Origin of the sequence: Pseudomonas sp. 7SR1, assembly GCF_900156465.1 — a bacterium.
Lineage (GTDB): Bacteria > Pseudomonadota > Gammaproteobacteria > Pseudomonadales > Pseudomonadaceae > Aquipseudomonas.
Genome location: NZ_LT707064.1, coordinates 867,215 through 890,212 on the forward strand (window position 1 = coordinate 867,215; position 22,998 = coordinate 890,212).

Here is a 22,998-nt window from a genome sequence, read left to right on the forward strand (position 1 = left end):
CGCGTTCGCTGATGGTGCAGAAGTTCTGCTCCCGTCATTGCCAACTCCCTGTTTACGGGTGTTTTTCCGACCGGGCACACCCCTTGCAAAAGCGCCTTCAGCGTCTGCATCTGCCTTCGAAAAAAATTCATAAGTCCACGGAGATCGCACCATGAAGCGTCGTAGCTTGATCAAGGCTTTTACACTCTCGGCCAGCATTGCCGCGATGGGCATGGCCTGGACCGTCCAGGCCGCCGAGACCATCAAGGTCGGCATCCTGCATTCGCTGTCCGGCACCATGGCGATCTCCGAGACGTCCCTCAAGGACATGGCGCTGATGACCATTGACGAGATCAACGCCAAGGGCGGAGTCAACGGTAAGAAGCTTGAAGCGGTGGTCGTGGACCCAGCGTCGAACTGGCCGCTGTTCGCGGAAAAAGGTCGTCAGCTGCTGACCCAGGACAAAGTCGCGGTGGTGTTCGGCTGCTGGACCTCGGTGTCGCGTAAATCCGTACTGCCGGTCTTCGAAGAACTCAACGGCCTGCTGTTCTACCCGGTGCAGTACGAAGGCGAAGAAATGTCGCCGAACGTGTTCTACACCGGCGCGGCGCCGAACCAGCAGGCGATCCCGGCGGTGGAATACCTGATGAGCGAAGAAGGCGGCAGCGCCAAGCGCTACTTCCTGCTGGGCACCGACTATGTCTACCCACGCACCACCAACAAGATCCTGCGCGCATTCCTGCATTCCAAAGGCGTGGCGGACAAGGACATCGAAGAGGTCTACACCCCGTTCGGCCACAGCGACTACCAGACCATCGTCGCCAACATCAAGAAATTCTCGGCCGGTGGCAAGACTGCCGTGATCTCCACGGTCAACGGCGACTCCAACGTGCCGTTCTACAAGGAACTGGCGAACCAGGGCCTCAAGGCCACCGACGTGCCGGTGGTGGCGTTCTCGGTGGGCGAAGAGGAACTGCGCGGCATCGACACCAAACCGTTGATCGGCAACCTCGCCGCTTGGAACTACTTCGAATCCGTGGATAACCCGACGAACAAGAAATTCGTCGAAGCCTGGAAAGCCTACGCCAAGGCCAAGAACCTGCCGGGCGCCGACAAGGCCGTGACCAACGACCCGATGGAGGCCACCTACGTGGGTATCCACATGTGGGCGCAAGCGGTGGAAAAAGCCAAGTCCACCGACGTCGACAAGGTTCGCGAAGCCCTGGCCGGCCAGACCTTCGCGGCACCGTCGGGCTACACGTTGACCATGGACAAGACCAACCACCACCTGCACAAGCCGGTGATGATCGGCGAGATCCAGGCCGACGGCCAGTTCAACGTGGTCTGGCAGACCGAAGGCCCGATCCGTGCCCAACCGTGGAGCCCGTTCATCGCCGGCAACGACAAGAAGCCTGACTATGCGGTGAAGAGCAACTGAGTCCATGGGTGTCGGCCCGGATCCCCGGGCCGATACACAACCCTGTGGGAGCGAGCTTGCTCGCGATAGCGGTGGATCAGCCAGAAGAACAGTGACTGAGACTGCGCTATCGCGAGCAAGCTCGCTCCCACAAAAAGCACTGCGCAAGGCCTAGCATATGCCCACTGCCCTTTACCGCCTCATTCTCGCCCTGGTGCTACTGCTGCCACTGGAGGCCCACGCCGGTGACGCCGAAGACTTCGTCGCCGCCAACCCGACCCAGCAGGCCAGGTTGCTTGAAACCTGGGCCGCGCAACCTGAGCCCGAGCGTGTCGAACTGATCGACGCCTTGCAGCAGGGCCAACTGACCATCGATGGCCAGCCGAAGACCCTGCGCCTGAACAACCGCTTGCGAGGGCTGGTGGAAACCGCCCTGGCCAGCCATCAACTGCTCGCCGCGGATGCCCGCGTACGCCTGGGCGCCGCGCAGCAATTGCAAAAAAGCGCCCGCCCGGCGCAACTGGCATTCCTCGACCGGCAACTGGCCGGCGAACAGGACGAAGATGTGCACGCCGCCCTGAGCCTGGCCCTGGCGAACCTGCAACTGGTGGACAGCAACCCGAGCGTGCGCCTGAACGCCGTCCGGCTGCTGGGTGAAACCGGCGACCCACTGGCTCGCACACGCCTGGAAGGCCTGCTCGAACCCGGCGTCGAAACCGATGCCGGCGTGCGCACCGCCGCCGAAACCAGCCTCGGCCAGGTCAAGCGCAAGCTCCTGGTGGGCGAACTGCTGGGCCAGGCCTTCAGCGGCATGTCCCTGGGTTCGATCCTGCTGCTGGCGGCGCTGGGCCTGGCGATCACCTTCGGCCTGCTGGGTGTGATCAACATGGCCCACGGCGAGATGCTCATGCTGGGGGCCTACTCCACGTATGTCGTGCAGATGCTGTTCCAGCGCTTCGCGCCGGGTGCCATCGAGTTCTATCCGCTGATCGCCCTGCCAGTGGCGTTCTTCATCACCGCCGCCATCGGCATGGCCCTGGAGCGCACGGTGATCCGTCACCTCTACGGGCGCCCGCTGGAAACCCTGCTCGCCACCTGGGGCATCAGCCTGATGCTGATCCAGCTGGTGCGCCTGGTGTTCGGCGCGCAGAACGTCGAGGTCGCCAACCCGGCCTGGCTGTCGGGTGGGATCCAGGTATTGCCGAACCTGGTGCTGCCGTACAACCGTATCGTGATCATCGCCTTCGCGCTGTTCGTGGTGGTGTTGACCTGGCTGTTGCTGAACAAGACCCGCCTGGGCCTGAACGTGCGCGCCGTCACCCAGAACCGCAACATGGCCGCCTGCTGCGGCGTGCCCACCGGTCGCGTGGACATGCTCGCCTTCGGCCTCGGCTCGGGCATTGCCGGGCTCGGTGGCGTGGCCCTGAGCCAGATCGGCAACGTCGGCCCGGACCTGGGCCAGAGCTACATCATCGACTCGTTCCTGGTGGTGGTCCTGGGCGGCGTCGGCCAGTTGGCCGGCAGCGTGTCCGCCGCGTTCGGCCTGGGCATCGCCAACAAGATTCTCGAGCCGCAGATCGGCGCGGTGCTCGGCAAGATCCTGATCCTCGCGCTGATCATTCTGTTCATCCAGAAGCGTCCGCAAGGCCTCTTCGCCCTCAAAGGACGGGTAATCGACTGATGAACCAGCCCCTGATGCTCACGGCCGCGCAAAAGGCCGGTCCCAAAACCACCTTCATCGTTGGCGCGGTGATCCTGGCACTGTTGCTGAGCCTGCCGCTGCTGTCGCTGCTGCCACCGGACAACACACTGCACGTGTCGGCCTATACCCTGACACTGGTGGGCAAGATCCTCTGCTATGCCATCGTCGCCCTGGCGCTGGACCTGGTCTGGGGCTACGCCGGGTTGTTGTCCCTGGGCCACGGCCTGTTCTTCGCCCTGGGCGGCTACGCCATGGGCATGTACCTGATGCGCCAGGCCGCCGGGGATGGCTTGCCGGCCTTCATGACCTTCCTGTCGTGGAGCGAACTGCCCTGGTACTGGACCGGCACCGACAGCTTCCTCTGGGCCCTGTGCCTGGTGGTGCTGGCGCCGGGGCTGCTGGCGCTGGTTTTCGGGTTCTTCGCCTTTCGCTCGCGGATCAAGGGCGTGTATTTCTCGATCATGACCCAGGCCCTGACATTCGCCGGGATGCTGCTGTTCTTTCGCAACGAAACCGGTTTCGGTGGCAACAACGGCTTCACCAATTTCCGCTCGATCCTGGGCTTCGGCATCACCGAACCCGGCACCCGCGCCGTACTGTTCCTGCTCACCGTGCTGTTGCTGGTGGCCAGCCTGTTCATCGGCTGGCGACTGGCCCGCAGCAAGTTCGGCCGGGTACTGACCGCCCTGCGGGACGCGGAAAACCGCCTGATGTTCTGCGGCTACGATCCACGGGGCTTCAAGCTCTTCGTCTGGGTATTGAGCGCCATCCTGTGCGGCCTGGCCGGCGCGCTGTATGTGCCCCAGGTAGGCATCATCAACCCCAGCGAAATGTCGCCGACCAATTCCATCGAGGCCGCCGTGTGGGTGGCACTCGGCGGGCGCGGCACGTTGATCGGCCCCCTGCTGGGCGCCGGCGTGGTCAACGGCATGAAGAGCTGGTTCACCGTGGCCTTCCCGGAATACTGGCTGTTTTTCCTCGGTGCGCTGTTCATCGTCGTGACCCTGTACCTGCCCAGGGGCGTGATCGGCCTGCTGAAGAAAAGGGCTGAACAATGAGAATCACAGCGAGTGTCGAATTCATGCTCGAACCTGCTTTCTTCCCCACGGAGCCCAACAAGGACGCCGGTAGCAGCCGCGACGCCATCGGCCTCGGCCAGGCGGCGGGCGTCGGCCTGAACACCCGCCATGGCACCATCCTGACCCTGGAAGACATCAGCGTCAGCTTCGACGGCTTCAAGGCCCTGAACGACCTGAACCTGTACATCGGCGTCGGCGAGCTGCGCTGCATCATCGGCCCCAACGGCGCGGGCAAGACCACCTTGATGGACGTGATCACCGGCAAGACCCGCCCCAGCCATGGCAAGGCCTGGTTCGGCGAGACCCTGGACCTGACCAGCATGAGCGAGGTGCAGATTGCCCAGGCCGGTATCGGTCGCAAGTTCCAGAAGCCCACGGTATTCGAGGCCCTGAGCGTGTTCGAAAACCTGGAGCTGGCATTGAAGGCCGACAAATCGGTCTGGGCCAGCCTGCGGGCCAGACTCACCGGCGAGCAGCGCGACCGCATCGACGAAGTGCTGGAGACCATCCGCCTCACGCCGTCGGTCAACCGCGCGGCAGGGTTGTTGTCCCACGGGCAGAAGCAGTTCCTGGAGATCGGCATGCTGCTGGTACAGGACCCGCAATTGCTGCTGCTCGACGAGCCGGTGGCGGGCATGACCGACGCCGAAACCGACTTCACCGCCGAACTGTTCAAGACCCTGGCGGGCAAGCATTCGCTGATGGTGGTGGAACACGACATGGGCTTCGTCGGCACCATCGCCGACCACGTCACCGTGCTGCACCAGGGCAGCGTACTGGCCGAAGGGTCACTGGCGCAGGTACAGGACAACGAACGGGTGATCGAGGTGTATCTCGGTCGCTGAGCGGCAAATGCTGCTCCCACAGGGAACTTCAGGAGAATCTGGAACATGCTGCAAGTCGACAAGCTGCACCAGTACTACGGCGGTAGCCACATCCTGCGAGGCCTGTCGTTCGACGCCAAGGTGGGCGAGGTGACCTGCCTGCTGGGGCGCAACGGCGTGGGCAAGACCACGCTGCTCAAATGTCTGATGGGCCTGTTGCCAGCCAGGGAAGGCGCGGTGAATTGGGAAGGCAAGGCCATCACAGCGTTCAAGCCGCACCAGCGGGTCCACGCGGGCATCGCCTATGTGCCCCAGGGCCGGGAAATCTTCGGACGGTTGACCGTGGAAGAAAACCTGCTGATGGGCCTGTCGCGCTTTCCGGGGTCCGAAGCCCGGGAGGTACCGGCGTTCATCTATGAACTGTTCCCGGTGTTGCTGCAGATGAAACAGCGCCGCGGCGGCGACCTCTCCGGTGGGCAGCAACAACAGCTTGCCATCGGCCGGGCCCTGGCCAGTCGCCCGCGGCTGCTGATCCTCGACGAACCCACCGAAGGCATCCAGCCGTCGGTGATCAAGGAAATCGGGGCGGTGATCAAGAAACTGGCGGCCCGGGGTGACATGGCGATTCTGTTGGTGGAGCAGTTCTACGACTTCGCCGCCGAACTGGCCGATCAATACCTGGTGATGTCCCGGGGCGAGATCGTGCAGCAGGGGCGCGGAGAAAATATGGAAGCCGAGGGTGTGCGCGGGCTGGTTACGATCTAGTCTGTAGCGTCCTGACGATAATCAGAAATCATGAATCTACCTGTCTGTTCATTGGCGCCTCCGGCCCTGTTCACTCCCAGCTGGCACGCCGAGCTGGAATTGGGCTACGCCCGATTCGGTGAGTGCACACGCCCGGTACAGCGCCGTCACAAAGGCCCGCTGCGGGTGCAGAAGCACTTGTACGCCGAAGGTCCCGAGGTGTGCCAGCACATCATCGTCCACCCGCCCGGCGGGATTGCCGGCGGTGACCGGCTGGACATATCGGCCCACGTCGGCCCTGGCGCCTGGACGCAACTGACCAGCCCGGGCGCGGCCAAGTGGTACCGCGCAGCGGGGCCCGCCTATCAGCAACTGAACCTGAGCGTGGCGGCCGGCGCGACACTGGAATGGTTGCCCCAGGAAACCATCGTCTTCAGCGCGGCCCAGGCCGAACTCAGCACGCGTATCGATCTGCAGGGCGACGCACGCCTGTTCTACTGGGACATGGTCGCCCTCGGCCGACCGGCCAGCGGCGAGCGGTTCGACCTGGGACACTTTCAATCGCGACTGGACATTCGCCGCAACGGCCAGTTGCTGTGGCATGAGCGCCAGCGCATCACGGGCGGTGACGGGCTGCTGGATTCGCCCATCGGGCTGGGTGGCGACCCGGTGTTTGCCACGATGCTGGTGACCGGCGAGATCGACAGCCAGCTGCTGGAGCGATGCCGATCCCTGGGCCAAGCGGTGCGCGGCGACCTGACCCAGCTGCCGGGCCTGGTCGTGGCCCGCTGCCTGGCGAGCGAGGCGCTGCTGGCGCGGGGATGGTTGATTGAATTATGGCGCTTGCTCAGGCCCGCATTGCTCGGAAGAGAGGCCGTACCACCGAGAATCTGGAGCACTTGATCTGCTTTCTGTGGGAGCGAGCTTGCTCGCTCCCACAGGGGGCGTGTTTACAGCGCAAACTATTTATCTGCCCTTATGGATTGCACATGGACCTGACCCCACGCGAAAAAGACAAGCTGCTGATCTTCACCGCCGGCCTCGTCGCCGAACGACGGTTGGCCCGTGGTCTGAAGCTCAACTATCCGGAGGCCATGGCCTACATTTCCGCGGCCCTGCTCGAAGGCGCCCGGGACGGCCAGACGGTGGCTGAACTGATGCACTACGGCACCACCCTGCTGAGCCGCGAGCAAGTGATGGAAGGCATCCCGGAAATGATCCCTGAAATCCAGGTCGAGGCGACGTTTCCCGACGGCACCAAGCTGGTCACCGTCCACCAGCCCATCGCCTGAGGCCACCTCATGACCTACCAGATTCGCGACGCTCGCCCCGCAGACCTGCCGGCCTTGCGCGACATCTACAACGACGCGGTGCTCAACACCACGGCCATCTGGAACGAACAGGCCGTGGACCTGGACAACCGCCAGGCCTGGCTCGACGGCCGGCAGGCCCAGGGATATCCGGTCCTGGTGATCGAAGGCCAAGGGCATGTGCTCGGCTACGCTTCGTTCGGTGACTGGCGTCCCTTCGACGGCTTCCGGCACACCGTGGAGCATTCGGTGTACGTGCGCAGCGACCAACGCGGCCATGGCCTCGGCCCACGGCTGATGGCGGCGCTGATCGAACGTGCCAGGGCCTGCGGCAAGCATGTCATGGTCGCGGCTATCGAAAGCGGCAACGCGGCCTCGATCCGCCTGCATGAGCGGGCCGGGTTCGTCGTCACCGGACAGATGCCCCAGGTGGGCGTCAAGTTCGGTCGCTGGCTCGACCTGACCTTCATGCAGTTGATCCTCAACCCCGGTGCGCCAGCGCCAGCCTTGCACAAGGAGTGAAAAGCCGATGAATCCCGCCCAGTTGCGTCGAGTCCACGCTGAAAGCTTTGCGCATTACCGCCAGGGCCTGATCGACCTGTTGCTCGACGCCGTCGAAAACGGCGCCAGCGTGGGGTTCATGGCCGACCTCGATGCGACCCAGGCCCGCGCCTATTTCGACGAGGTCCAGGCCAGCCTCAACCAGGGCCACCTGCTGCTGTGGGTGGTGGTCAAGGATGAACAGGTCCAGGCCAGTGTCCAGCTTGCCCTGTGCCAGAAGCCCAACGGCCTCAACCGTGCCGAAGTGCAGAAGTTGCTGGTGCGCGGCGATGCCCGGCGCCGGGGCCTGGGCCAGCAATTGATGAGCGCCCTGGAACTCGGCGCTCGCCAGCACAAGCGCGGCCTGTTGTACCTCGACACCGAGGCCGGCTCCGAGGCCGAAGCGTTCTACCGCGCCATGGGCTACACCCGCGTCGGCGAACTGCCCGACTACTGCCAGAGCCCGGACGGCACCTACAGCCCGACCGCCATCTACTACAAGACTTTGGGGCAACCGCAATGATTCCAGGCCAATACCAGGTCCAGCCCGGCGACATCGAACTCAACGCCGGTCGCCGCACCTTGACGCTCACCGTCGCCAACCAGGGCGACCGGCCGATCCAGGTCGGCTCGCACTTTCACTTTTTCGAGACCAACGATGCCTTGAGCTTCGACCGCGCCGCCAGTCGCGGCATGCGCCTGAACATCCCCGCCGGCACCGCCGTGCGCTTCGAGCCGGGTCAGAGCCGGGAAGTGGAGTTGGTGGACCTGGCCGGGCATCGCCGGGTGTTCGGGTTTGCCGGGCGGGTCATGGGCGACCTGTAAGTCATGGGTGCCTGCACCCGCCTCATCGCGAGCGGGCTCGCTCCCACAGGGGAACGCGATCAAATGTGGCAGCGAGCTTGCTCGCGATGAGTGAGCGCAGCGAACGGTTTCAACATCCAATCGAATTCCAAGGCAAGCACATGAAGATTTCGAGACAAGCCTATGCCGACATGTTCGGCCCCACTGTCGGCGACAAGGTCCGCCTGGCCGACACCGAGTTGTGGATCGAAGTGGAGAAAGACTTCACCACCTATGGCGAAGAAGTGAAATTCGGCGGCGGCAAGGTGATCCGCGACGGCATGGGCCAGGGTCAACTGCTGGCCGCCGAAGTGGTCGACACGCTGATCACCAACGCACTGATCATCGACCACTGGGGGATCGTCAAGGCCGATGTGGGCCTCAAGGACGGCCGCATCGCCGCCATCGGCAAGGCCGGCAACCCGGACATCCAGCCCGACGTGACCATCGCCATCGGCGCCAGCACCGAAGTGATCGCCGGCGAGGGCATGATCCTCACGGCCGGCGGCATCGACACCCATATTCACTTCATCTGCCCGCAGCAGATCGAAGAAGCCCTGATGAGCGGCGTCACCACCATGATCGGCGGCGGCACGGGCCCGGCCACCGGAACCAACGCCACCACTTGCACCTCCGGCCCGTGGCACCTGGCGCGCATGCTCCAGGCAGCGGATGCATTCGCGATGAACATCGGCCTGACCGGCAAGGGCAACGCCAGCCTGCCGGAGCCGTTGATCGAGCAGGTCAAGGCCGGGGCCATCGGCCTGAAGCTGCACGAAGACTGGGGCACCACGCCCGCGGCCATCGACAACTGCCTGAGCGTGGCCGACCAATACGATGTGCAGGTGGCGATCCACACCGACACCCTCAACGAGTCGGGCTTCGTGGAAACCACCCTCGCCGCGTTCAAGGGCCGCACCATCCACACCTACCACACCGAAGGTGCCGGTGGCGGGCATGCGCCGGACATCATCAGGGCCTGCGGTTTCCCCAACGTATTGCCCAGTTCCACCAACCCGACCCGGCCGTTCACCCGCAATACCATCGACGAACACCTGGACATGTTGATGGTCTGTCATCACCTGGACCCGAGCATCGCCGAGGACGTGGCCTTCGCCGAGAGCCGCATCCGCCGCGAGACCATCGCCGCCGAGGACATTCTCCATGACCTGGGCGCGTTCTCGATGATCAGCTCCGACAGCCAGGCCATGGGCCGCGTCGGCGAAGTCATCACGCGTACCTGGCAGACCGCCGACAAGATGAAGAAGCAACGCGGCGCCCTGCCTGGGGATGGCGAGGGCAACGACAACTTCCGCATCAAGCGCTACATAGCCAAGTACACCATCAATCCGGCGATCACCCATGGCATCAGCCATGAGGTGGGCTCCATCGAAGTGGGCAAGTGGGCCGACCTGGTGCTGTGGCGCCCGGCGTTCTTCGGCGTCAAGCCGACGCTGATCCTCAAGGGCGGCGCGATTGCCGCCAGCCTGATGGGCGACGCCAACGCCTCGATTCCGACGCCGCAACCGGTGCACTACCGACCGATGTTCGCAAGCTTTGGCGGCTCGCGTCACGCCACCAGCCTGACCTTCATCAGCCAGGCCGCTGCCGAGGCCGGGTTGCCGGAACAACTGGGGCTGAAGAAAAGAATCGCCGTGGTCAAAGGTTGCCGCGACGTGCAGAAGACCGACCTGATCCACAACGACTACCTGCCGAGCATCGACGTCGATCCACAGACTTACCAGGTCAAGGCCGACGGGGTGTTGCTGTGGTGCGAACCGGCTGAGGTGCTGCCGATGGCGCAGCGCTATTTTCTGTTTTGATGGTCGACTGACACTGGCCGACTACACATTTGGTAGGGAGCAATTGGGCGATCCGGGGGTGAAGGAATCCAACCTGTGGTGAGGCGGTAGAGTCTGTGGCGAGGGGATTTAGCGAAACGTCGCCCCGCTGGGCTGCGCAGCAGCCCAAGACTCAGCACCTCGGTGTGTCAGGCCGATTGCGTCCAACCCTTCTCTGGGGCTGATGCGCAGCCCAGCGGGGCGGTGCGACGTTTCCCCTCGCCACAGGGCCTGCATTTAGCTCAAGGGCTGCGTCACTCCACCAGCCGCCCCAACCGCTGCTTGAGCATGCGGTTTTCGCTGCGCAGTTGCTGCACTTCCTCCAGCAGGTCCAGCGCCAGGGCGACGCCGTCCCATTCCAGTTCCAATTCACGCCGCAACTTGGCGGCGCGGCGCGCCAGGACCAGTTCGTAGTCGGTGAAACGCCAGTCGGATGGGGCCTTGCCGTGGGGTTCGAGAATGCCATGGGCGACGATTTCTATCACATGGACATCCGCCAGCGCGGCGGCCTCGCAGAATTCCTTCAGGTTCAGTTCAATGATCGGGTTGTTCATGGTCTGCTTCTCCCAATGCTCTAACCGTGCAGCAGCGGTGTGATGACCTGGGCCGTCAGAAATTCGCCCGTGGATCGAACGCAGCTTTCTTCGCCAGCTCCGCCCACAATGCCTTGACCGACTCGTCGTTGGCCTTGGGCATCACGGCCTTGAGTTGCACGAACAGGTAACCCCGTTCGCCCGCCTTGTTGCGCAAGCCGTGCCCCTTGGCGCGCATGCGCTGGCCGTTCTGGCTGCCGGCCGGCACTTTGAGGTTGATCTTGCCGGTGAGGGTCGGGACAGCCACTTCGGTGCCCAGGGCCAATTCCCAGGGCGCCAGGGGCAAGGTGATGATCAGGTCCTGGCCTTCGACATCGAACTTGGGGTGCGGGGCGAAGCGAATGGTCAGGTACAGGTCGCCATTGGCGCCGCCACCGATGCCTGGCGCGCCCTGGCCCTTGAGGCGGATGCGCTCGCCGTCGGTCACCCCCAGAGGGATCTTCACGTTCAGGCTCTTGGTGGTGTTGCTCACGTGCTGGCCTGCGGCGTTGTGCTGCGGCACCTGGTAACTGATCTTCTTCGATTCGTTGGACAGGGTCTCTTCCAGGAAGATCGGTAATTCCAGTTCCACGTCCTGCCCCCGACGGCCGGCGCTGCGACCCGATTGCCCGCCACCGAAACCTGATCCGCGATTTCCGAAGATCGAACTGAAGAAGTCCGAGAAGTCCCCGGTGTCCTGGCCGCCAAAACCGCCACGGCTCTGCCAGCCCGGCGGCCCCTGGAACGGTTGACCGTGCTGACCGTAGCGCCGCAGGTCATCGTACTCGGCGCGCTTGTCGGCGCTTTTCAGCGCTTCATAGGCCTCGGAGACGTCCTTGAACTTGGTCTCGGCGTCTTTTTCCTTGCTGACATCCGGGTGGTATTTGCGCGCCAGCTTGCGGTAGGCAGCCTTGATCGTGCTGTCGTCAGCCGTCGGCTCGACACCCAGAATCTTGTAGTAGTCTTTGAAGTCCATCGAAGCATCACCATCCGTTATCGACGTCGCACCGCCACGCACAGCATGCCCGGATGAGCGGACAGCGGGTTGACCAACCTCAAGGTTGTGACCGGGCGGCGTATCAGAAGTTTATCGGCAGTCGGTGGCGATTCTTGCGCTCGCCCTGTGACCACCCGTTGATGCATACAAGATTGGGGATAAAACCGGCCCTTTCAAGGCTGGACTGGCGCACAGGCCGTTTTTTCAGCGCACTATGTACATCCTGCGATTCTTTTCATGCCTGCCGGATAGCCGGCCTTCGAATCCGCTGCGTACTGGCATACACTGCGCGGCCGTTTTTTCAACCGGAACCTGGAAGACATGAAAAACGCATCCTCGGCCCGTGCCTGCGGCATCGACTTCGGCACGTCCAACTCCACCGTCGGCTGGCTGCGCCCCGGCATGGAAACGCTGATCGCGCTGGAGGACGACAAGATCACCCTGCCTTCGGTGGTTTTTTTCAATCAGGAGGAGCGCCGCCCGGTCTACGGCCGCCTGGCCCTGCACGAATACCTGGAAGGCTACGAAGGCCGCCTGATGCGCTCGCTCAAGAGCCTGCTGGGTTCCAAGCTGATCAAGCACGATACCAGCGTGCTGGGCACGGCAATGCCATTCAAGGACCTGCTGGGGCTGTACATCGGCCAGTTGAAGAAACGCGCCGAAGCCACTGCCGGCCGCGAGTTCGAAGAAGTCGTGCTGGGACGTCCGGTGTTTTTCGTCGATGACGACGAACTGGCCGACCAGGAAGCGCAAAACACCCTGGCAGACGTGGCCCGAGCCATCGGTTTCAAGGAGGTCTCGTTCCAGTACGAGCCCATTGCGGCGGCGTTCGATTATGAATCGACCATCGAGAGAGAAGAGCTGGTGCTGATCGTCGACATTGGCGGCGGTACCTCGGACTTCTCTCTCGTGCGACTGTCACCGGAGCGCCGCACCCACGACAACCGTCATGCCGACATCCTCGCCACCGGCGGCGTGCACATCGGCGGGACCGACTTCGACAAGCAGCTCTCCCTGGCCGGCCTGATGCCACTGTTCGGCTATGGCAGCCGGATGAAAAGCGGCGCCTACATGCCCACCAGTCACCACATGAACCTGGCGACCTGGCACACCATCAACGCGGTGTATTCGCAGAAGTCCACCCTGGCCCTGGGCAGCATGCGCTACGACATCGAGGACACCGGTGGCATCGACCGGCTGTTCAAGCTGATCGAACAGCGCGCCGGGCATTGGCTGGCAATGGAAGTGGAAGAAACCAAGATCCAGCTGACCCAGGCCGACCATCGGCATGTGGCGCTGGATCGGATCGAGCCGGGCCTGAGCGTGGACTTGAGCCGGGCCCTGTTCGAGTCGGCCATCGACGGGTTGCTGGAGCGGGTGCGCACCAGCGTCACGCAATTGCTGGGCGATGCCGACGTCGGCGTCGATCAGGTCGACACGGTGTTCTTCACCGGTGGTTCCAGCGGCATCCCGGCGCTGCGCAACAGCGTCTCGGCCATGCTGCCCAAGGCGCGGCATGTGGAAGGCAACATCTTCGGCAGCATCGGCAGCGGGTTGGCGATCGAGGCGATGAAGCGCTATGGCTGACACCCGGAGTCGCCTCGTGACCTGCACGAGGCGACTCCTCGCCCTCATGTTCAGAGTTCTTCGACCCAGGTCTTGAAGACACCTTCGTATTTATAAAAACCGACAACCGTGCGTTGCAACTCGCCGCCCTTGAAGAAAAGCGTGGTGGGCGCGGACTGGACATCGTAGTCCGGGTCTTTTTCGATGCTGCCTTCCTTCTCGAAAGCTTTCTCGAGAAAGGTAATACGGCCGGCGTTTGAGCTGGCTGCCTCTTCCAGGCTGGCGGTCATGTTATCGGAGCTTTTCTTGCCCTTCGTGCCAAACAGCACGATCACCGGCAGCGTTGATTTGAGGACCAGTTCTTCGAAATTGGTCGTGGTGACAGTTTTCAAAGTCATGATGCAGCTCCCATGGGGCTCGCTGCGAAGCGGATTCTTCGCTCAAGGAGCTAAGCAATCCCGATGTCCGCCATCTACTGTCGGAAATAACAGTGCGGATGAACGGACATGGCGTTCAAACCATCCCGATCTGCTTCAACTCACTCTTGAGATACGCATAGTAGATCGGCCCCGCCACCACCCCTGGCAAGCCGAACGCGGCTTCGAACACCAGCATCGCCATGAGCAGTTCCCAGGACTTGGCACTGATCTGCCCGCCAACGATCCGCGCATTGAGGAAATATTCCAGCTTGTGGATCACGATCAGGTAACCCAGCGCCGCCATCGCCACCCAGATCGACAGGGACAGGCCGACGATGGTGATCAGGGTGTTGGAGATGAGATTGCCGATGACCGGCAACAACCCCAGCAGGAACGTCATCACGATCAGAGTCTTGGTCAGCGGCAGCTTGATTCCGAACAACGGCAGTACCACCGCCAGGAAGATCCCGGTGAAGAAAGTGTTGAGCAGGGAGATCTTGATCTGGGCGAAGACGATGTTGCGAAACGCCTTGACCAGCAGGTTCAGGCGGTCGAACAGCGCGGCGGCCAGGGGCTTGCGCTTGGTCAGGTCGGGGATGCGCTGCAGGGCGACGATGGCCCCCAGCACCATGCCGATCAGCAGCGTCACGAACATGTGAGCCGCATCCTTGCCCACCAGTTGCAGGTCGCTCAGGTGCTTGCTCATCCAATCGCCGATCGCTACCCGGAACTCGGCGGCGCTGGCCGGCAGGTAGGCATCGATGAACGGTGGCAGTTGCCCGCGGGCGCGGTCGACCACTGCCATGAACTTGTCCAGGGACGCACCGGGATTCTCCGCTTCATGCAGGAGAAAGCTGAAGGCGCCGGCGAAGATCAGAGTCAGTACGCTGACCACCAGCGTGCCCAGCAACGCCACTGCCAGCCAGCGTGCGCGCCGGCCTTCGATCAACCGCTGCAACTGCGGGGTCAACATGTTGACCAGCTCGAACACCAGCAACCCGGCCAGCAGGCTGGGCAACAGGCGCAGCGGCAACACCAGCAACAACCCACCAAAAATGATCACCCAACTGATCACCAACAACACATGACGCTGAGAAAACGTTGGCATACAGCCTCAGAACGAAACGGCGTGAAAGGATTGGCAGTCTGCCAGCGATCCACGGGCAGCACTAGGCTCTGTATGAAAAGCCCAAGGATTGTATCGGCCGACCCCAGTCGCAGGTGCAGGTATTTTTTTCCAGGCGCCAGTGGGGCCTGCTCGCGATGAGGCCCCACTGGCCCGGGTTATTTTTTCTTCAGGCAATCGCTCATGAATGCCTTGCGGGCATCGCCCTTCAATGCCTGGGCCGTGGCCGTGGCATTGCAGCTCGTCATACGTTCCTGAGGCGTGACCGGCCCTTCAGGTGGCTTGGTCTTGAGGCAGGCCCCCATGAATTCCCGTCGTGCATCGCCCTTCAGGCCCTGGGCCGTGGCGTCGGCATTGCAGGTGACCATCAGGGTCTGTTGAGAGTTGGCGGCAAAACCTTCGGTACACAGCAGTAAACCGACCACCAGCAAAGGCACACGCAACCGGTTCATGATGCTTCTCCTTGTAGCCGCGCAAGAGGCGGCGGTACAGAGCAGTGTAGACATCCCCGTTACATCCACGGCCTCTCATACCCCGGCCGCCTTCAAGCGCTGGGCATGCTCGACAAACAAGCGGACCGGCTCGGCTCCCCGCCCCACCAACCCCAACGACTGGTTGACGATGTCGAAATGGTCCAATGGATAGTCGTTGCCGATCACCGTACCCAGGTGTGAACTGAATCGCCCGACCATGCCATCGCACTGCCCCGCCTCGCGGACGAAGGTGCGGGCGAACAGCCGGCAGCTGCGGTTCGTGCCATCGAACAGATTGCGCCCCCTGTCGGTCCTGCCTGGCTGCAGGATCCCGGACCAGGAGTAATAACGTACGCCGTCGACCTCTTCCGGCCCCTGCCCGCCCCAGGTGTCAGGCAGGCCCTGTGGATAACGCTCGTTGAACAGCGCCACACCGGCGGTGGTCAGGGATTCATGGGACGCCTGGATATCCACCGGCAGCTTCGGCCCGCGATAGCCGGTCTCCAGCAGGTTCATCACGGCATTGATCAGCCACAGCAGGGCTTTGAGCAGGCGGCCCTTGGCACGGTCGGATGGGTAATGGATGCGCAGGTAGTCGGCCAGCTCCGAGCCGTGGTTGGGCCCGGCCACCGAGGTGACCGAGGCCACCAGGTCCGGGCGCCTGGCCGCTGCGTAACGGGCCGTCAGGGCGCCCTGGCTATGGCCGATCAGGTTGACCTTGCCGGCCCCGGTCTGGCGCAGGATGTCCTGGATCTGCACCAGCAGTTGCTCGCCACGCACCTCGGATGAATGCAGCGGCGACACTTTCACCGCCACCACTACCGCCCCTCTTCGACGCAGCGCCGAGACGATCCCATACCAGTACGGATACAGCACCAGGCGAATGAACCCGAGCATTCCCGGAACCAGCACCAACGGATAGCGGGTGGCACATTGTTGCGACATGGGTGGACGTCCTTGTGATCGGAGGGGGGTGCCAGCATCGGCATCGATGATGACCAGTCTATGACACCCCCGTCACTTCAGCCCGCTCACCCCCGCCACGATCAGCCCCACCGAGACCAGCTTGACCAGCGTCAGGCTTTCCCCCAGCAGCACGAATCCCAGCAATACGGTGCCCAGGGAGCCGATAGCCGTCCAGATCGGATACGCCACGCTCACCGGCAGTTCGCGCATTGACAGTGTCAGGAACCAGATTCCGCCGACCGCGGCCACCACCGTGATCAGCGAGGGCCATGGACGGGTGAAGCCTTCGGCGTATTTCATGCCCATGGCGAACGTGACCTCGAAGCCGGCCGCCACCAGCAGATAGACCCAGGCCATCAGAAGGTCCGCGCCAACGCCAGCAGGCGCTGCTCGGCCTCAGCGCAGGACTGGGCAAAGCTGCGCTCGGCCGATTCTTCGCCTTCGGCGGCAACCACGGTCACATCGGTGATGCCGATAAACCCCAGGACCGTGCGCAACAGGGTGTCGGCATGGTTCATCGCCTCCAGCTGTCCGCCGGGACCGAAGCCGAAGTCGCCACGGCTGGTCACGATCAGGGCTTTCTTGCCCAGCACCAGCGGCTCGTAATGCGAGACACCGTTGTCCAGGCTGTGGTTGAAGGTCAGGCCGATCCGCACGATTTGATCGATCCACGCCTTCACCCCGCCCGGCACGCTGAAGTTGTGCATGGGCGCGGAAATCACCAGCCGGTCGTGGGCCCGCAGCTCCGCGACCAGAGTGTCGCTCAATGCCAGGTCCGCCTGAATGGTCAGCGGCCGTGCCTGGGGCTCGGGATAGAAGGCGGCGGCAATGAAGGCTTCGTTGACCGGTGGTATCAAGGTGCGCCCCACTTCACGACGAGTCGTCAGGGCGTCGGGATGGACGGCCTGCCAGGCCGACAGAAAGGTTTCGGCCAGACGCCGGGAATGGGAACGTTCACCACGCGGACTGCCATGCACCACAAGAACACTGCTCATCTGAAGCTCCTTTGATTCATCTACAATGAAAACTGCCTGGAGCCTCAAAATGCGGTCTTTCAAAGCCCCCATGCAAATGAGCGCTTATCAACCTGGATGAATAAATCTCATCCATCCAGCCAATCTGGAGCCTCGATGTTCGCCAACCTGCCCCTCAACGCCCTGCGCGCCTTCGAATCCGCCGCGCGGTTGCTCAGCTTCAAGGCCGCTGCCGAGGAGCTGGCCGTGACGCCCACGGCGATTTCCCATCAGGTCCGCGCCCTGGAAACCTGGCTCGGCGTGCAATTGTTCGAACGCTTGCCACGCCAGGTGCGACTGACCGACGGCGGCCAACGCCTGTTCCACAGCCTGCACGGCGCCCTGCTGGACGTGGCGCAAAGTGTCGATACCTTGCGCCCGCAACGCAGCGGCACCCACCTGACACTTTCCACCACCGCCGCGTTCGCCGCACTCTGGCTGGTGCCGCGACTGGGGCGCTTCTATGCGCGGCATCCGGACATCAAGGTGCGCCTGGACACCCATTGCGAAGTGATCGACCTGCATCAGGACGCCAGCGTCGACCTGGTGGTGCGCTACAGCCTCGATGACTACCCGAACCTGTACGGTTTGTGTCTGTTCGACGAGCGCTTCGGCGTGTATGGCTCGCCCGGGCAAGTAGCCCTCGCGGCCGAGCAGACGCCAACGTTGATCAGCGTGCGCTGGCACAACTCCAAGCTGTACGCCCATGGCTGGGATGCCTGGTGCGCCCAGGCCGGGGAAAACTGGCTCACCCGGCAGCCCTGCATACGCGAATACGACGAGGAGCACTACGCCTTGCAAGCGGCGATCGCCGGGCAAGGCCTGGTGCTGGCAAGCAACATCCTGGTGTCCGAAAGCGTCGCCAGCGGCCTGCTGGTGGGCTACCGCCCGCAGGTCCAGGTCGATGGCGCCGGTTACAGCGCCCTGTGCGTACCGGGTCGCGAACGCCATCCACCGGTGCGTGCGTTCTTCAAATGGCTGGAGGAGGAGGTACGCCTGTCCGGCTCGCAGCACTTGCCGGTCGCTCGGACAGTTTCATAAAACTTTTCCTTTCGCTCATGACTCCCACCATAGGCGTTGTACGAAAAGTCGCCGAGCGGCGACAGGCATCGTTCGTACAACGCCCAGAAATGATCACGCCGACAGAGCGCGACATACAACCGGATCAGCCTCCAGGAGAACGAGATGAGCGACATGCACTTGACCGATGTAACCACCCTGCGCGAGCGGGCGCGCCAAAACGTGCAGAACGGCGCAGTGACCGAGGGCTACAACGCCGATCGACAGGAAGTCGTGCGCCTGCTCAACGAAGCGCTGGCCACCGAGCTGGTGTGCGTGCTGCGCTACAAGCGCCACTACTTCATGGCCACCGGCCTCAAGGCCAGCGTGGCCGCCAGCGAGTTCCTCGAGCACGCGAACCAGGAAGCCGAACACGCCGACAAACTGGCCGAACGCATCGTCCAGCTGGGTGGCGAGCCGGAGTTCAACCCTGACCTGCTGACCCGCAATTCCCACGCCCAGTACGTCGCGGGCAATACGCTCAAGGAAATGGTCTATGAAGACCTGGTGGCCGAGCGCATCGCCATCGACAGCTACCGGGAAATCATCCAGTACATCGGTGAGAAAGACCCGACCACCCGGCGTATTTTCGAGGACATCCTGGCCCAGGAAGAAGAACACGCCGATGACATGGCCGATATTCTGGCCGATCTGTAATCCCGCTGACGTGGACAGGCTCGCTCCCCCGGGCACCGGCCAGATGAAGGGGCGAGCCTGCTCGCGATCCGGGCCCTGAGCCGGCCCATGAGCCCGGCGTTCAACGGGTAGGCTTGACCGTGACCGGTGCCTTGCCGGCCTTCATCTGCTCCAGCAACGGTGCGCACTGGTTAGGTTCGCCGCCGCTGGGCGCCACCAGCGCCAGCAACCCGGCCGCTGGCGCGGCGATCACTCCCAGCGCCACCATGCCGGCTCCGCGCAGCATCAGCGGCACGGCCTTGACGCCCGCCGACGGCTTGGCGAATGGGCCCCGGACATAGAGTGGCGAGCGCAGGGAAATCAGCCGCCAGCCCTTGGACTCCGGCGTGACGGTCAGGTCCAGTTGTTCGGTGGCCATGTTCGCCGTGCCATCGACGTAGATGATCGCGTTTTCGGTGTCGAAGACAAACAGGCGGGTGGTCGCCAGGCCGCTCTTGATGTCGAAATCCGCCGCCGCGCAGTTGATCTTCACCTCCTTGTCGCCAAAGATTTTCCCCACCACGTAGTTGCCGACGTTCAATCCCGCCAACTCCATCAATTCGCGACTGATGGCACCGTCGTTGATGAGCATCTTCAACGTGCCATTGGACGTGCCCAGCAAGGCAGCCACCGAGTTTCCTCGCCCGGCGATATCGGCATCGCCGTTCAGCTCGCCGAAACTGGTTTTCATCGGCTCGAACCCTGGAAACAGTTGCTTGAGCTTGAAACCGCGAGCCGTGAGCCGAGCCCTTCCCTCCAAAGGCTGGGTATGGCCGTTGAGGCGGATCTGCGCGTCGAGCCGACCACCCGCTACCCCGAACCGCAGGGGCTCGAGGCTCAACTGGCCATCGGTGAGCACCAGGTGGGTATAAAGATCGTTGAAGGGCAACTGCTCACTGTGGACGATGCGTTTACCGGTGAACTCCACGTCGGCATCCATTGCGCTCCAACGCTCGGTACGGAACTCCTCCACGGGCAAGACCTTGTCCGAAGGTTGTTTGCTGGCCGCGCCGCGGGCCTTCTGTTCGGTGTTGGAGTCTGCGCCGATCAGGGGGGCCAGGTCGCTGAACAGCAGCTGATCGGACACCAGCGCGCCACTGAGCTTGGGGCGCGGCTCACCGGCAGCATAGGCCAGGTCGCCATGGATATCACTGTCGCCGATCCTGCCGTTGAACGCCTCATAGCGAAACAACGCACCAGCCGGCTCATGGAGCTTGGCAACCAGGTGACCGTCGGTGGCATAAGGCGGCGAATCGGGCAGCGTTACCCCCGTCAGCGGGTAAAGATGGGCCAGGTTGCTGCCGGCCAGTTTCAGGCGCAGGTCCAGGGCACCCAGGTTCTTCGGGTCGGTGAGGGTCCCGGCCAGCTCGATGCGGGTCTCGGCGATCTTCGCCTGGGCCTGCAATGGGAAGGGCTGTGTCGCATCCTGCAGAGCCAGCAGGCCGCCGACCTTGCCGGAACCGCTGAGGCCCTGGCCGTGATATTGCCCGTCGACCTTGAAGGCGAATGCGTAGTCCTGGGGCAGTGCCCCCTGGTCACGGGCTTTGCTGGCGGTCTTTTCACCGACGATATCGCTGAACGGGACAGGCTTGCCCAGCAGCTCGATCACCAGGTCGAGACGGGTTTTCAATGTCTGGTCGTCCAGGGTGACATGCCCCTTGTCGAAGCCGATGGCCCCAATGTCCACCGTCCAGCTCGACGGCTCGGCGTCCGGGTCTTTCGGATCGAACTGGAACGCCCAGTTCGCACGGCCGTCCGCCAGGCGTTGCAGATTGGCGTTGGGACCGGTCAGGTCGATACGGGGGATCGCCACGCGCCGGGCCAGCAAGGCCAAGGGCGAGATGCGCAGCTCCACGCGCTCGAGCGTGGCCATCTGCGGGCTTTTCGACCAGTCGGGATTGCCCAGGGTCAGGTCCTCGGCCACCACATGAGGCCACGGCACCCACCCTCGCCAGCCACCCTCCTGTTGCTCGCGTTGCCAGAGCACGGCCAGGTTGCCGTTGATGGCGAACGGGCGATGCAACTCTTCGGAAACCTTGGCATTGAGTGCCGGCTTGATCCGGTTCCAGTCGAAAAAGGCTATGACCAGCACCAGCGCCGCCAGCAGCACAACGAGGCTGGCAAAGCTCCAGGCAAGGATTTTTGAAGTGCGCGTCATGCACAAGGCTCCTGATGAAAGACCGGCGCCCGGACCGCGACGCCTGAAAGTCGAACCTGTCGTCGGTTCGTTGATAGTGAGACTGGCGAAACACCCAACAGGTTTAACGCCCAAGGGCGAAAACCTGACCGATCCGCCAGGCATCTGTTACCGCCCCCGCACATTTGCGTGGCACCAGTGAGTACAAAATACCCACCACGGTGCAAAAGCGCACCTCGGAAACCCGCGATCTAGAGCCTCCCGCCCGAACAATCAATTCCGTTGATTATTACCATTGCGTTTATGAACTTTTATATCGACTTATCGAGAGTAGCATTGCCTCCGTACCCACTTTATCGCCCTCCCAAGGAGCAACGATCATGAAACGCCAATTACTGATGAGCCTTTCCCTTTCACTGCTGGCTTCCACTGCTTTTGCACTGCCAGCCTCCGAGCAAGCCACCCCACAGGTCAAGGACAGTCATTCTGTCTACAGCCAGACGGTAGCTGAAGGTGGATCCGACCGCACCCCACTGGGCGAATCCCTGGCCGAAGGTGGTTCCGACCGCACCCCACTGGGCGAGTCCCTGGCCGAAGGTGGTTCCGACCGCACCCCACTGGGCGAGTCCCTGGCCGAAGGTGGTTCCGACCGTACCCCACTGGGCGAGTCCCTGGCCGAAGGTGGTTCCGACCGTACCCCGCTGGGCGAATCCCTGGCCGAAGGCGGTCGTGACCGGCTGGAAGAGAAAGGCCTGGTCGAAGGTGGCTCTGATCGCACCCCACAAGGCCAGCTTTTCGCAGCAGACGGTGGCGACCGCGTCATCGATCGTCGTGACCAAGTGAGCTGAGCCCATGGTGGCCCGGAAAAAAGCCCGATTCCTTCAATCGGGCTTTTGACTTTCAAGACCCCGTGTTTCCCGCCCCTTTCCTTCTACCGTTCGACGCCGGCAAAGCCGATTTGCTAGAGTGCATCGCTCCCCAGAATCAGAAGCCAGCCCTGCGATGCTGCCCCGTGCCGAACAGAAACAACAGACTCGAAATGCCCTGATGGACGCAGCCCGTCATCTGATGGAGTGTGGCCGTGGGTTCGGCAGCCTGAGCCTGAGGGAAGTCGCCAGGACAGCGGGCATCGTGCCCACCGGCTTCTACCGGCACTTCGATGACATGGACCAACTGGGCCTGGCGCTGGTCAGCGAGGTTGGCCAGACCTTTCGCGAAACCATCCGTCTGGTGCGCCATAACGAGTTCGTCATGGGCGGCATCATCGATGCCTCGGTGCGGATTTTTCTCGATGTCGTGCAAGCCAACCGTTCACAGTTCCTGTTCCTTGCCCGCGAGCAGTACGGCGGCTCCCTGCCCGTACGCCAGGCCATCGCACAACTGCGCGAAGGTATCAGCTCGGACCTGGCCGCCGACCTCGCGCTCATGCCCAAGCTCCAGCATCTGGACCTTGCCGGGCTGAGCGTGATGGCCGATCTCATCGTCAAGAGCGTGTTCGCCACCCTCCCCGATATCATCGACCCTCCCGCCGAAGCCCTGCCTGACCATCTCACCCCCCAGGTGAAGATCACCCAGCAATTGCGCTTCATTTTCATCGGCCTCAAGCACTGGCGCGGACTGGGCAGCACGGAGTGACTGCCGACGGACGCTCTTGAGCGTTCCCTTTGCGGGCACACCCCACTTCACAAAATGGTGCACCCGCCAGTATCGCGCACC

The 22,998-nt window shown here is 63.0% G+C and carries 25 protein-coding genes; 16 read left to right on the forward strand and 9 right to left on the reverse strand.

Going from position 1 to position 22,998, the window contains the following annotated elements; translation table 11 throughout:
* The first annotated feature begins 151 nt into the window (after nucleotides 1-151).
* The 11 genes from urtA to ureC all read left to right on the forward strand — a co-directional run bounded on the left by urtA (nucleotide 152) and on the right by ureC (nucleotide 10,261).
* Nucleotides 152-1,417 (forward strand): urea ABC transporter substrate-binding protein, encoded by a 1,266-nt coding sequence (gene urtA / locus BW992_RS04065; protein ID WP_072397855.1) that lies wholly within the window; start codon nucleotides 152-154, stop codon nucleotides 1,415-1,417.
* A 157-nt stretch (nucleotides 1,418-1,574) separates the two neighbouring features.
* Nucleotides 1,575-3,077, forward strand: coding sequence for an urea ABC transporter permease subunit UrtB (gene urtB, locus BW992_RS04070; protein WP_072397856.1), 1,503 nt, complete (start codon nucleotides 1,575-1,577; stop codon nucleotides 3,075-3,077).
* On the forward strand, nucleotides 3,077-4,156 hold the full coding sequence (gene urtC / locus BW992_RS04075) for an urea ABC transporter permease subunit UrtC (RefSeq protein WP_072397857.1): 1,080 nt from the start codon (nucleotides 3,077-3,079) through the stop codon (nucleotides 4,154-4,156). The genes urtB and urtC overlap by 1 nt, the downstream gene beginning before the upstream one ends.
* On the forward strand, nucleotides 4,153-5,022 hold the full coding sequence (gene urtD, locus BW992_RS04080; protein WP_072431716.1) for an urea ABC transporter ATP-binding protein UrtD: 870 nt from the start codon (nucleotides 4,153-4,155) through the stop codon (nucleotides 5,020-5,022). Before urtC ends, urtD begins: the two co-directional genes overlap by 4 nt.
* Before the next feature lie 45 nt (nucleotides 5,023-5,067).
* Nucleotides 5,068-5,766 (forward strand): urea ABC transporter ATP-binding subunit UrtE, encoded by a 699-nt coding sequence (gene urtE / locus BW992_RS04085; RefSeq protein ID WP_072397859.1) that lies wholly within the window; start codon nucleotides 5,068-5,070, stop codon nucleotides 5,764-5,766.
* A gap of 30 nt (nucleotides 5,767-5,796) precedes the next feature.
* Entirely contained in the window at nucleotides 5,797-6,648 is an 852-nt protein-coding gene (locus BW992_RS04090; protein WP_072431715.1) for an urease accessory protein UreD, read from the forward strand.
* A gap of 86 nt (nucleotides 6,649-6,734) precedes the next feature.
* On the forward strand, nucleotides 6,735-7,037 hold the full coding sequence (ureA, locus tag BW992_RS04095; RefSeq protein WP_003197350.1) for an urease subunit gamma: 303 nt from the start codon (nucleotides 6,735-6,737) through the stop codon (nucleotides 7,035-7,037).
* A 9-nt stretch (nucleotides 7,038-7,046) separates the two neighbouring features.
* Complete coding sequence (locus BW992_RS04100; RefSeq protein WP_072397861.1) at nucleotides 7,047-7,577, forward strand: GNAT family N-acetyltransferase; 531 nt, start codon at nucleotides 7,047-7,049, stop codon at nucleotides 7,575-7,577.
* A gap of 7 nt (nucleotides 7,578-7,584) precedes the next feature.
* Nucleotides 7,585-8,118, forward strand: a complete 534-nt coding sequence (locus tag BW992_RS04105) for a GNAT family N-acetyltransferase (protein ID WP_072431714.1) — start codon at nucleotides 7,585-7,587, stop codon at nucleotides 8,116-8,118.
* A complete protein-coding gene (locus BW992_RS04110) occupies nucleotides 8,115-8,420 on the forward strand; it encodes an urease subunit beta (protein WP_072397863.1) in 306 nt (101 codons plus the stop codon). The genes BW992_RS04105 and BW992_RS04110 overlap by 4 nt, the downstream gene beginning before the upstream one ends.
* A 140-nt stretch (nucleotides 8,421-8,560) precedes the next feature.
* Nucleotides 8,561-10,261, forward strand: a complete 1,701-nt coding sequence (gene ureC, locus BW992_RS04115; protein ID WP_072397908.1) for an urease subunit alpha — start codon at nucleotides 8,561-8,563, stop codon at nucleotides 10,259-10,261.
* A 272-nt stretch (nucleotides 10,262-10,533) separates the two neighbouring features.
* Here the strand turns inward: ureC and BW992_RS04120 are convergent, their stop codons facing one another.
* Together BW992_RS04120 and BW992_RS04125 are read right to left on the reverse strand one after the other, a co-directional pair.
* Entirely contained in the window at nucleotides 10,534-10,833 is a 300-nt protein-coding gene (locus BW992_RS04120; RefSeq protein WP_072397864.1) for a chaperone modulator CbpM, read from the reverse strand.
* Between the two features lie 55 nt (nucleotides 10,834-10,888).
* Complete coding sequence (locus BW992_RS04125; protein ID WP_072397865.1) at nucleotides 10,889-11,827, reverse strand: DnaJ C-terminal domain-containing protein; 939 nt, start codon at nucleotides 11,825-11,827, stop codon at nucleotides 10,889-10,891.
* Between the two features lie 342 nt (nucleotides 11,828-12,169).
* Here BW992_RS04125 and BW992_RS04130 point away from each other — a divergent pair, with 342 nt between their 5' ends.
* Nucleotides 12,170-13,435: an Hsp70 family protein gene (locus tag BW992_RS04130; RefSeq protein WP_076405652.1), complete on the forward strand. Its 1,266-nt coding sequence runs from the start codon at nucleotides 12,170-12,172 to the stop codon at nucleotides 13,433-13,435.
* Between the two features lie 50 nt (nucleotides 13,436-13,485).
* On the opposite strand, the gene BW992_RS04135 is transcribed toward BW992_RS04130, so the two are convergent.
* From BW992_RS04135 to BW992_RS04160, 6 genes are all read right to left on the reverse strand, one after another.
* Nucleotides 13,486-13,812 carry a thioredoxin family protein gene (locus BW992_RS04135; protein WP_072431712.1) on the reverse strand — a complete coding sequence of 109 codons (327 nt, stop codon included), beginning with the start codon at nucleotides 13,810-13,812 and terminating at the stop codon, nucleotides 13,486-13,488.
* Between the two features lie 115 nt (nucleotides 13,813-13,927).
* On the reverse strand, nucleotides 13,928-14,941 hold the full coding sequence (locus BW992_RS04140) for an AI-2E family transporter (RefSeq protein WP_072431711.1): 1,014 nt from the start codon (nucleotides 14,939-14,941) through the stop codon (nucleotides 13,928-13,930).
* A 176-nt stretch (nucleotides 14,942-15,117) separates the two neighbouring features.
* The gene (locus BW992_RS04145) at nucleotides 15,118-15,411 is read right to left on the reverse strand and encodes a PsiF family protein (RefSeq protein WP_072397868.1); all 294 of its coding nucleotides are present in this window, start codon (nucleotides 15,409-15,411) and stop codon (nucleotides 15,118-15,120) included.
* Between the two features lie 75 nt (nucleotides 15,412-15,486).
* The gene (locus tag BW992_RS04150; RefSeq protein WP_076405654.1) at nucleotides 15,487-16,377 is read right to left on the reverse strand and encodes an esterase/lipase family protein; all 891 of its coding nucleotides are present in this window, start codon (nucleotides 16,375-16,377) and stop codon (nucleotides 15,487-15,489) included.
* A 72-nt stretch (nucleotides 16,378-16,449) separates the two neighbouring features.
* Nucleotides 16,450-16,755, reverse strand: a complete 306-nt coding sequence (locus BW992_RS04155; protein ID WP_072397870.1) for a DMT family transporter — start codon at nucleotides 16,753-16,755, stop codon at nucleotides 16,450-16,452.
* Nucleotides 16,755-17,393 (reverse strand): FMN-dependent NADH-azoreductase, encoded by a 639-nt coding sequence (locus BW992_RS04160; protein WP_072431708.1) that lies wholly within the window; start codon nucleotides 17,391-17,393, stop codon nucleotides 16,755-16,757. Before BW992_RS04160 ends, BW992_RS04155 begins: the two co-directional genes overlap by 1 nt.
* A gap of 135 nt (nucleotides 17,394-17,528) precedes the next feature.
* Between BW992_RS04160 and BW992_RS04165 the strand changes: the two genes are divergently transcribed.
* Entirely contained in the window at nucleotides 17,529-18,452 is a 924-nt protein-coding gene (locus BW992_RS04165; protein ID WP_072397872.1) for a LysR substrate-binding domain-containing protein, read from the forward strand.
* A gap of 144 nt (nucleotides 18,453-18,596) precedes the next feature.
* Entirely contained in the window at nucleotides 18,597-19,127 is a 531-nt protein-coding gene (locus BW992_RS04170; RefSeq protein ID WP_072397873.1) for a ferritin-like domain-containing protein, read from the forward strand.
* 100 nt (nucleotides 19,128-19,227) lie between these two features.
* Here the strand turns inward: BW992_RS04170 and BW992_RS04175 are convergent, their stop codons facing one another.
* Complete coding sequence (locus BW992_RS04175) at nucleotides 19,228-21,303, reverse strand: AsmA family protein (RefSeq protein WP_072431707.1); 2,076 nt, start codon at nucleotides 21,301-21,303, stop codon at nucleotides 19,228-19,230.
* A gap of 359 nt (nucleotides 21,304-21,662) precedes the next feature.
* Between BW992_RS04175 and BW992_RS04180 the strand changes: the two genes are divergently transcribed.
* Together BW992_RS04180 and BW992_RS04185 are read left to right on the forward strand one after the other, a co-directional pair.
* A complete protein-coding gene (locus BW992_RS04180) occupies nucleotides 21,663-22,130 on the forward strand; it encodes a hypothetical protein (RefSeq protein ID WP_076405656.1) in 468 nt (155 codons plus the stop codon).
* 154 nt (nucleotides 22,131-22,284) lie between these two features.
* Complete coding sequence (locus BW992_RS04185; protein WP_072397875.1) at nucleotides 22,285-22,917, forward strand: TetR family transcriptional regulator; 633 nt, start codon at nucleotides 22,285-22,287, stop codon at nucleotides 22,915-22,917.
* The last annotated feature ends 81 nt before the right edge of the window (nucleotides 22,918-22,998 follow it).

Coding starts and splice junctions, on each gene's coding strand:
- urtA (WP_072397855.1), top strand. CDS start 152: ATGAAGCGTCGTAGCTTGATCAAGGCTTTTACACTCTCGGCCAGCATT.
- urtB (WP_072397856.1), top strand. CDS start 1,575: ATGCCCACTGCCCTTTACCGCCTCATTCTCGCCCTGGTGCTACTGCTG.
- urtC (WP_072397857.1), top strand. CDS start 3,077: ATGAACCAGCCCCTGATGCTCACGGCCGCGCAAAAGGCCGGTCCCAAA.
- urtD (WP_072431716.1), top strand. CDS start 4,153: ATGAGAATCACAGCGAGTGTCGAATTCATGCTCGAACCTGCTTTCTTC.
- urtE (WP_072397859.1), top strand. CDS start 5,068: ATGCTGCAAGTCGACAAGCTGCACCAGTACTACGGCGGTAGCCACATC.
- BW992_RS04090 (WP_072431715.1), top strand. CDS start 5,797: ATGAATCTACCTGTCTGTTCATTGGCGCCTCCGGCCCTGTTCACTCCC.
- ureA (WP_003197350.1), top strand. CDS start 6,735: ATGGACCTGACCCCACGCGAAAAAGACAAGCTGCTGATCTTCACCGCC.
- BW992_RS04100 (WP_072397861.1), top strand. CDS start 7,047: ATGACCTACCAGATTCGCGACGCTCGCCCCGCAGACCTGCCGGCCTTG.
- BW992_RS04105 (WP_072431714.1), top strand. CDS start 7,585: ATGAATCCCGCCCAGTTGCGTCGAGTCCACGCTGAAAGCTTTGCGCAT.
- BW992_RS04110 (WP_072397863.1), top strand. CDS start 8,115: ATGATTCCAGGCCAATACCAGGTCCAGCCCGGCGACATCGAACTCAAC.
- ureC (WP_072397908.1), top strand. CDS start 8,561: ATGAAGATTTCGAGACAAGCCTATGCCGACATGTTCGGCCCCACTGTC.
- BW992_RS04120 (WP_072397864.1), bottom strand. CDS start 10,833: ATGAACAACCCGATCATTGAACTGAACCTGAAGGAATTCTGCGAGGCC.
- BW992_RS04125 (WP_072397865.1), bottom strand. CDS start 11,827: ATGGACTTCAAAGACTACTACAAGATTCTGGGTGTCGAGCCGACGGCT.
- BW992_RS04130 (WP_076405652.1), top strand. CDS start 12,170: ATGAAAAACGCATCCTCGGCCCGTGCCTGCGGCATCGACTTCGGCACG.
- BW992_RS04135 (WP_072431712.1), bottom strand. CDS start 13,812: ATGACTTTGAAAACTGTCACCACGACCAATTTCGAAGAACTGGTCCTC.
- BW992_RS04140 (WP_072431711.1), bottom strand. CDS start 14,941: ATGCCAACGTTTTCTCAGCGTCATGTGTTGTTGGTGATCAGTTGGGTG.
- BW992_RS04145 (WP_072397868.1), bottom strand. CDS start 15,411: ATGAACCGGTTGCGTGTGCCTTTGCTGGTGGTCGGTTTACTGCTGTGT.
- BW992_RS04150 (WP_076405654.1), bottom strand. CDS start 16,377: ATGTCGCAACAATGTGCCACCCGCTATCCGTTGGTGCTGGTTCCGGGA.
- BW992_RS04155 (WP_072397870.1), bottom strand. CDS start 16,755: ATGGCCTGGGTCTATCTGCTGGTGGCGGCCGGCTTCGAGGTCACGTTC.
- BW992_RS04160 (WP_072431708.1), bottom strand. CDS start 17,393: ATGAGCAGTGTTCTTGTGGTGCATGGCAGTCCGCGTGGTGAACGTTCC.
- BW992_RS04165 (WP_072397872.1), top strand. CDS start 17,529: ATGTTCGCCAACCTGCCCCTCAACGCCCTGCGCGCCTTCGAATCCGCC.
- BW992_RS04170 (WP_072397873.1), top strand. CDS start 18,597: ATGAGCGACATGCACTTGACCGATGTAACCACCCTGCGCGAGCGGGCG.
- BW992_RS04175 (WP_072431707.1), bottom strand. CDS start 21,303: ATGACGCGCACTTCAAAAATCCTTGCCTGGAGCTTTGCCAGCCTCGTT.
- BW992_RS04180 (WP_076405656.1), top strand. CDS start 21,663: ATGAAACGCCAATTACTGATGAGCCTTTCCCTTTCACTGCTGGCTTCC.
- BW992_RS04185 (WP_072397875.1), top strand. CDS start 22,285: ATGCTGCCCCGTGCCGAACAGAAACAACAGACTCGAAATGCCCTGATG.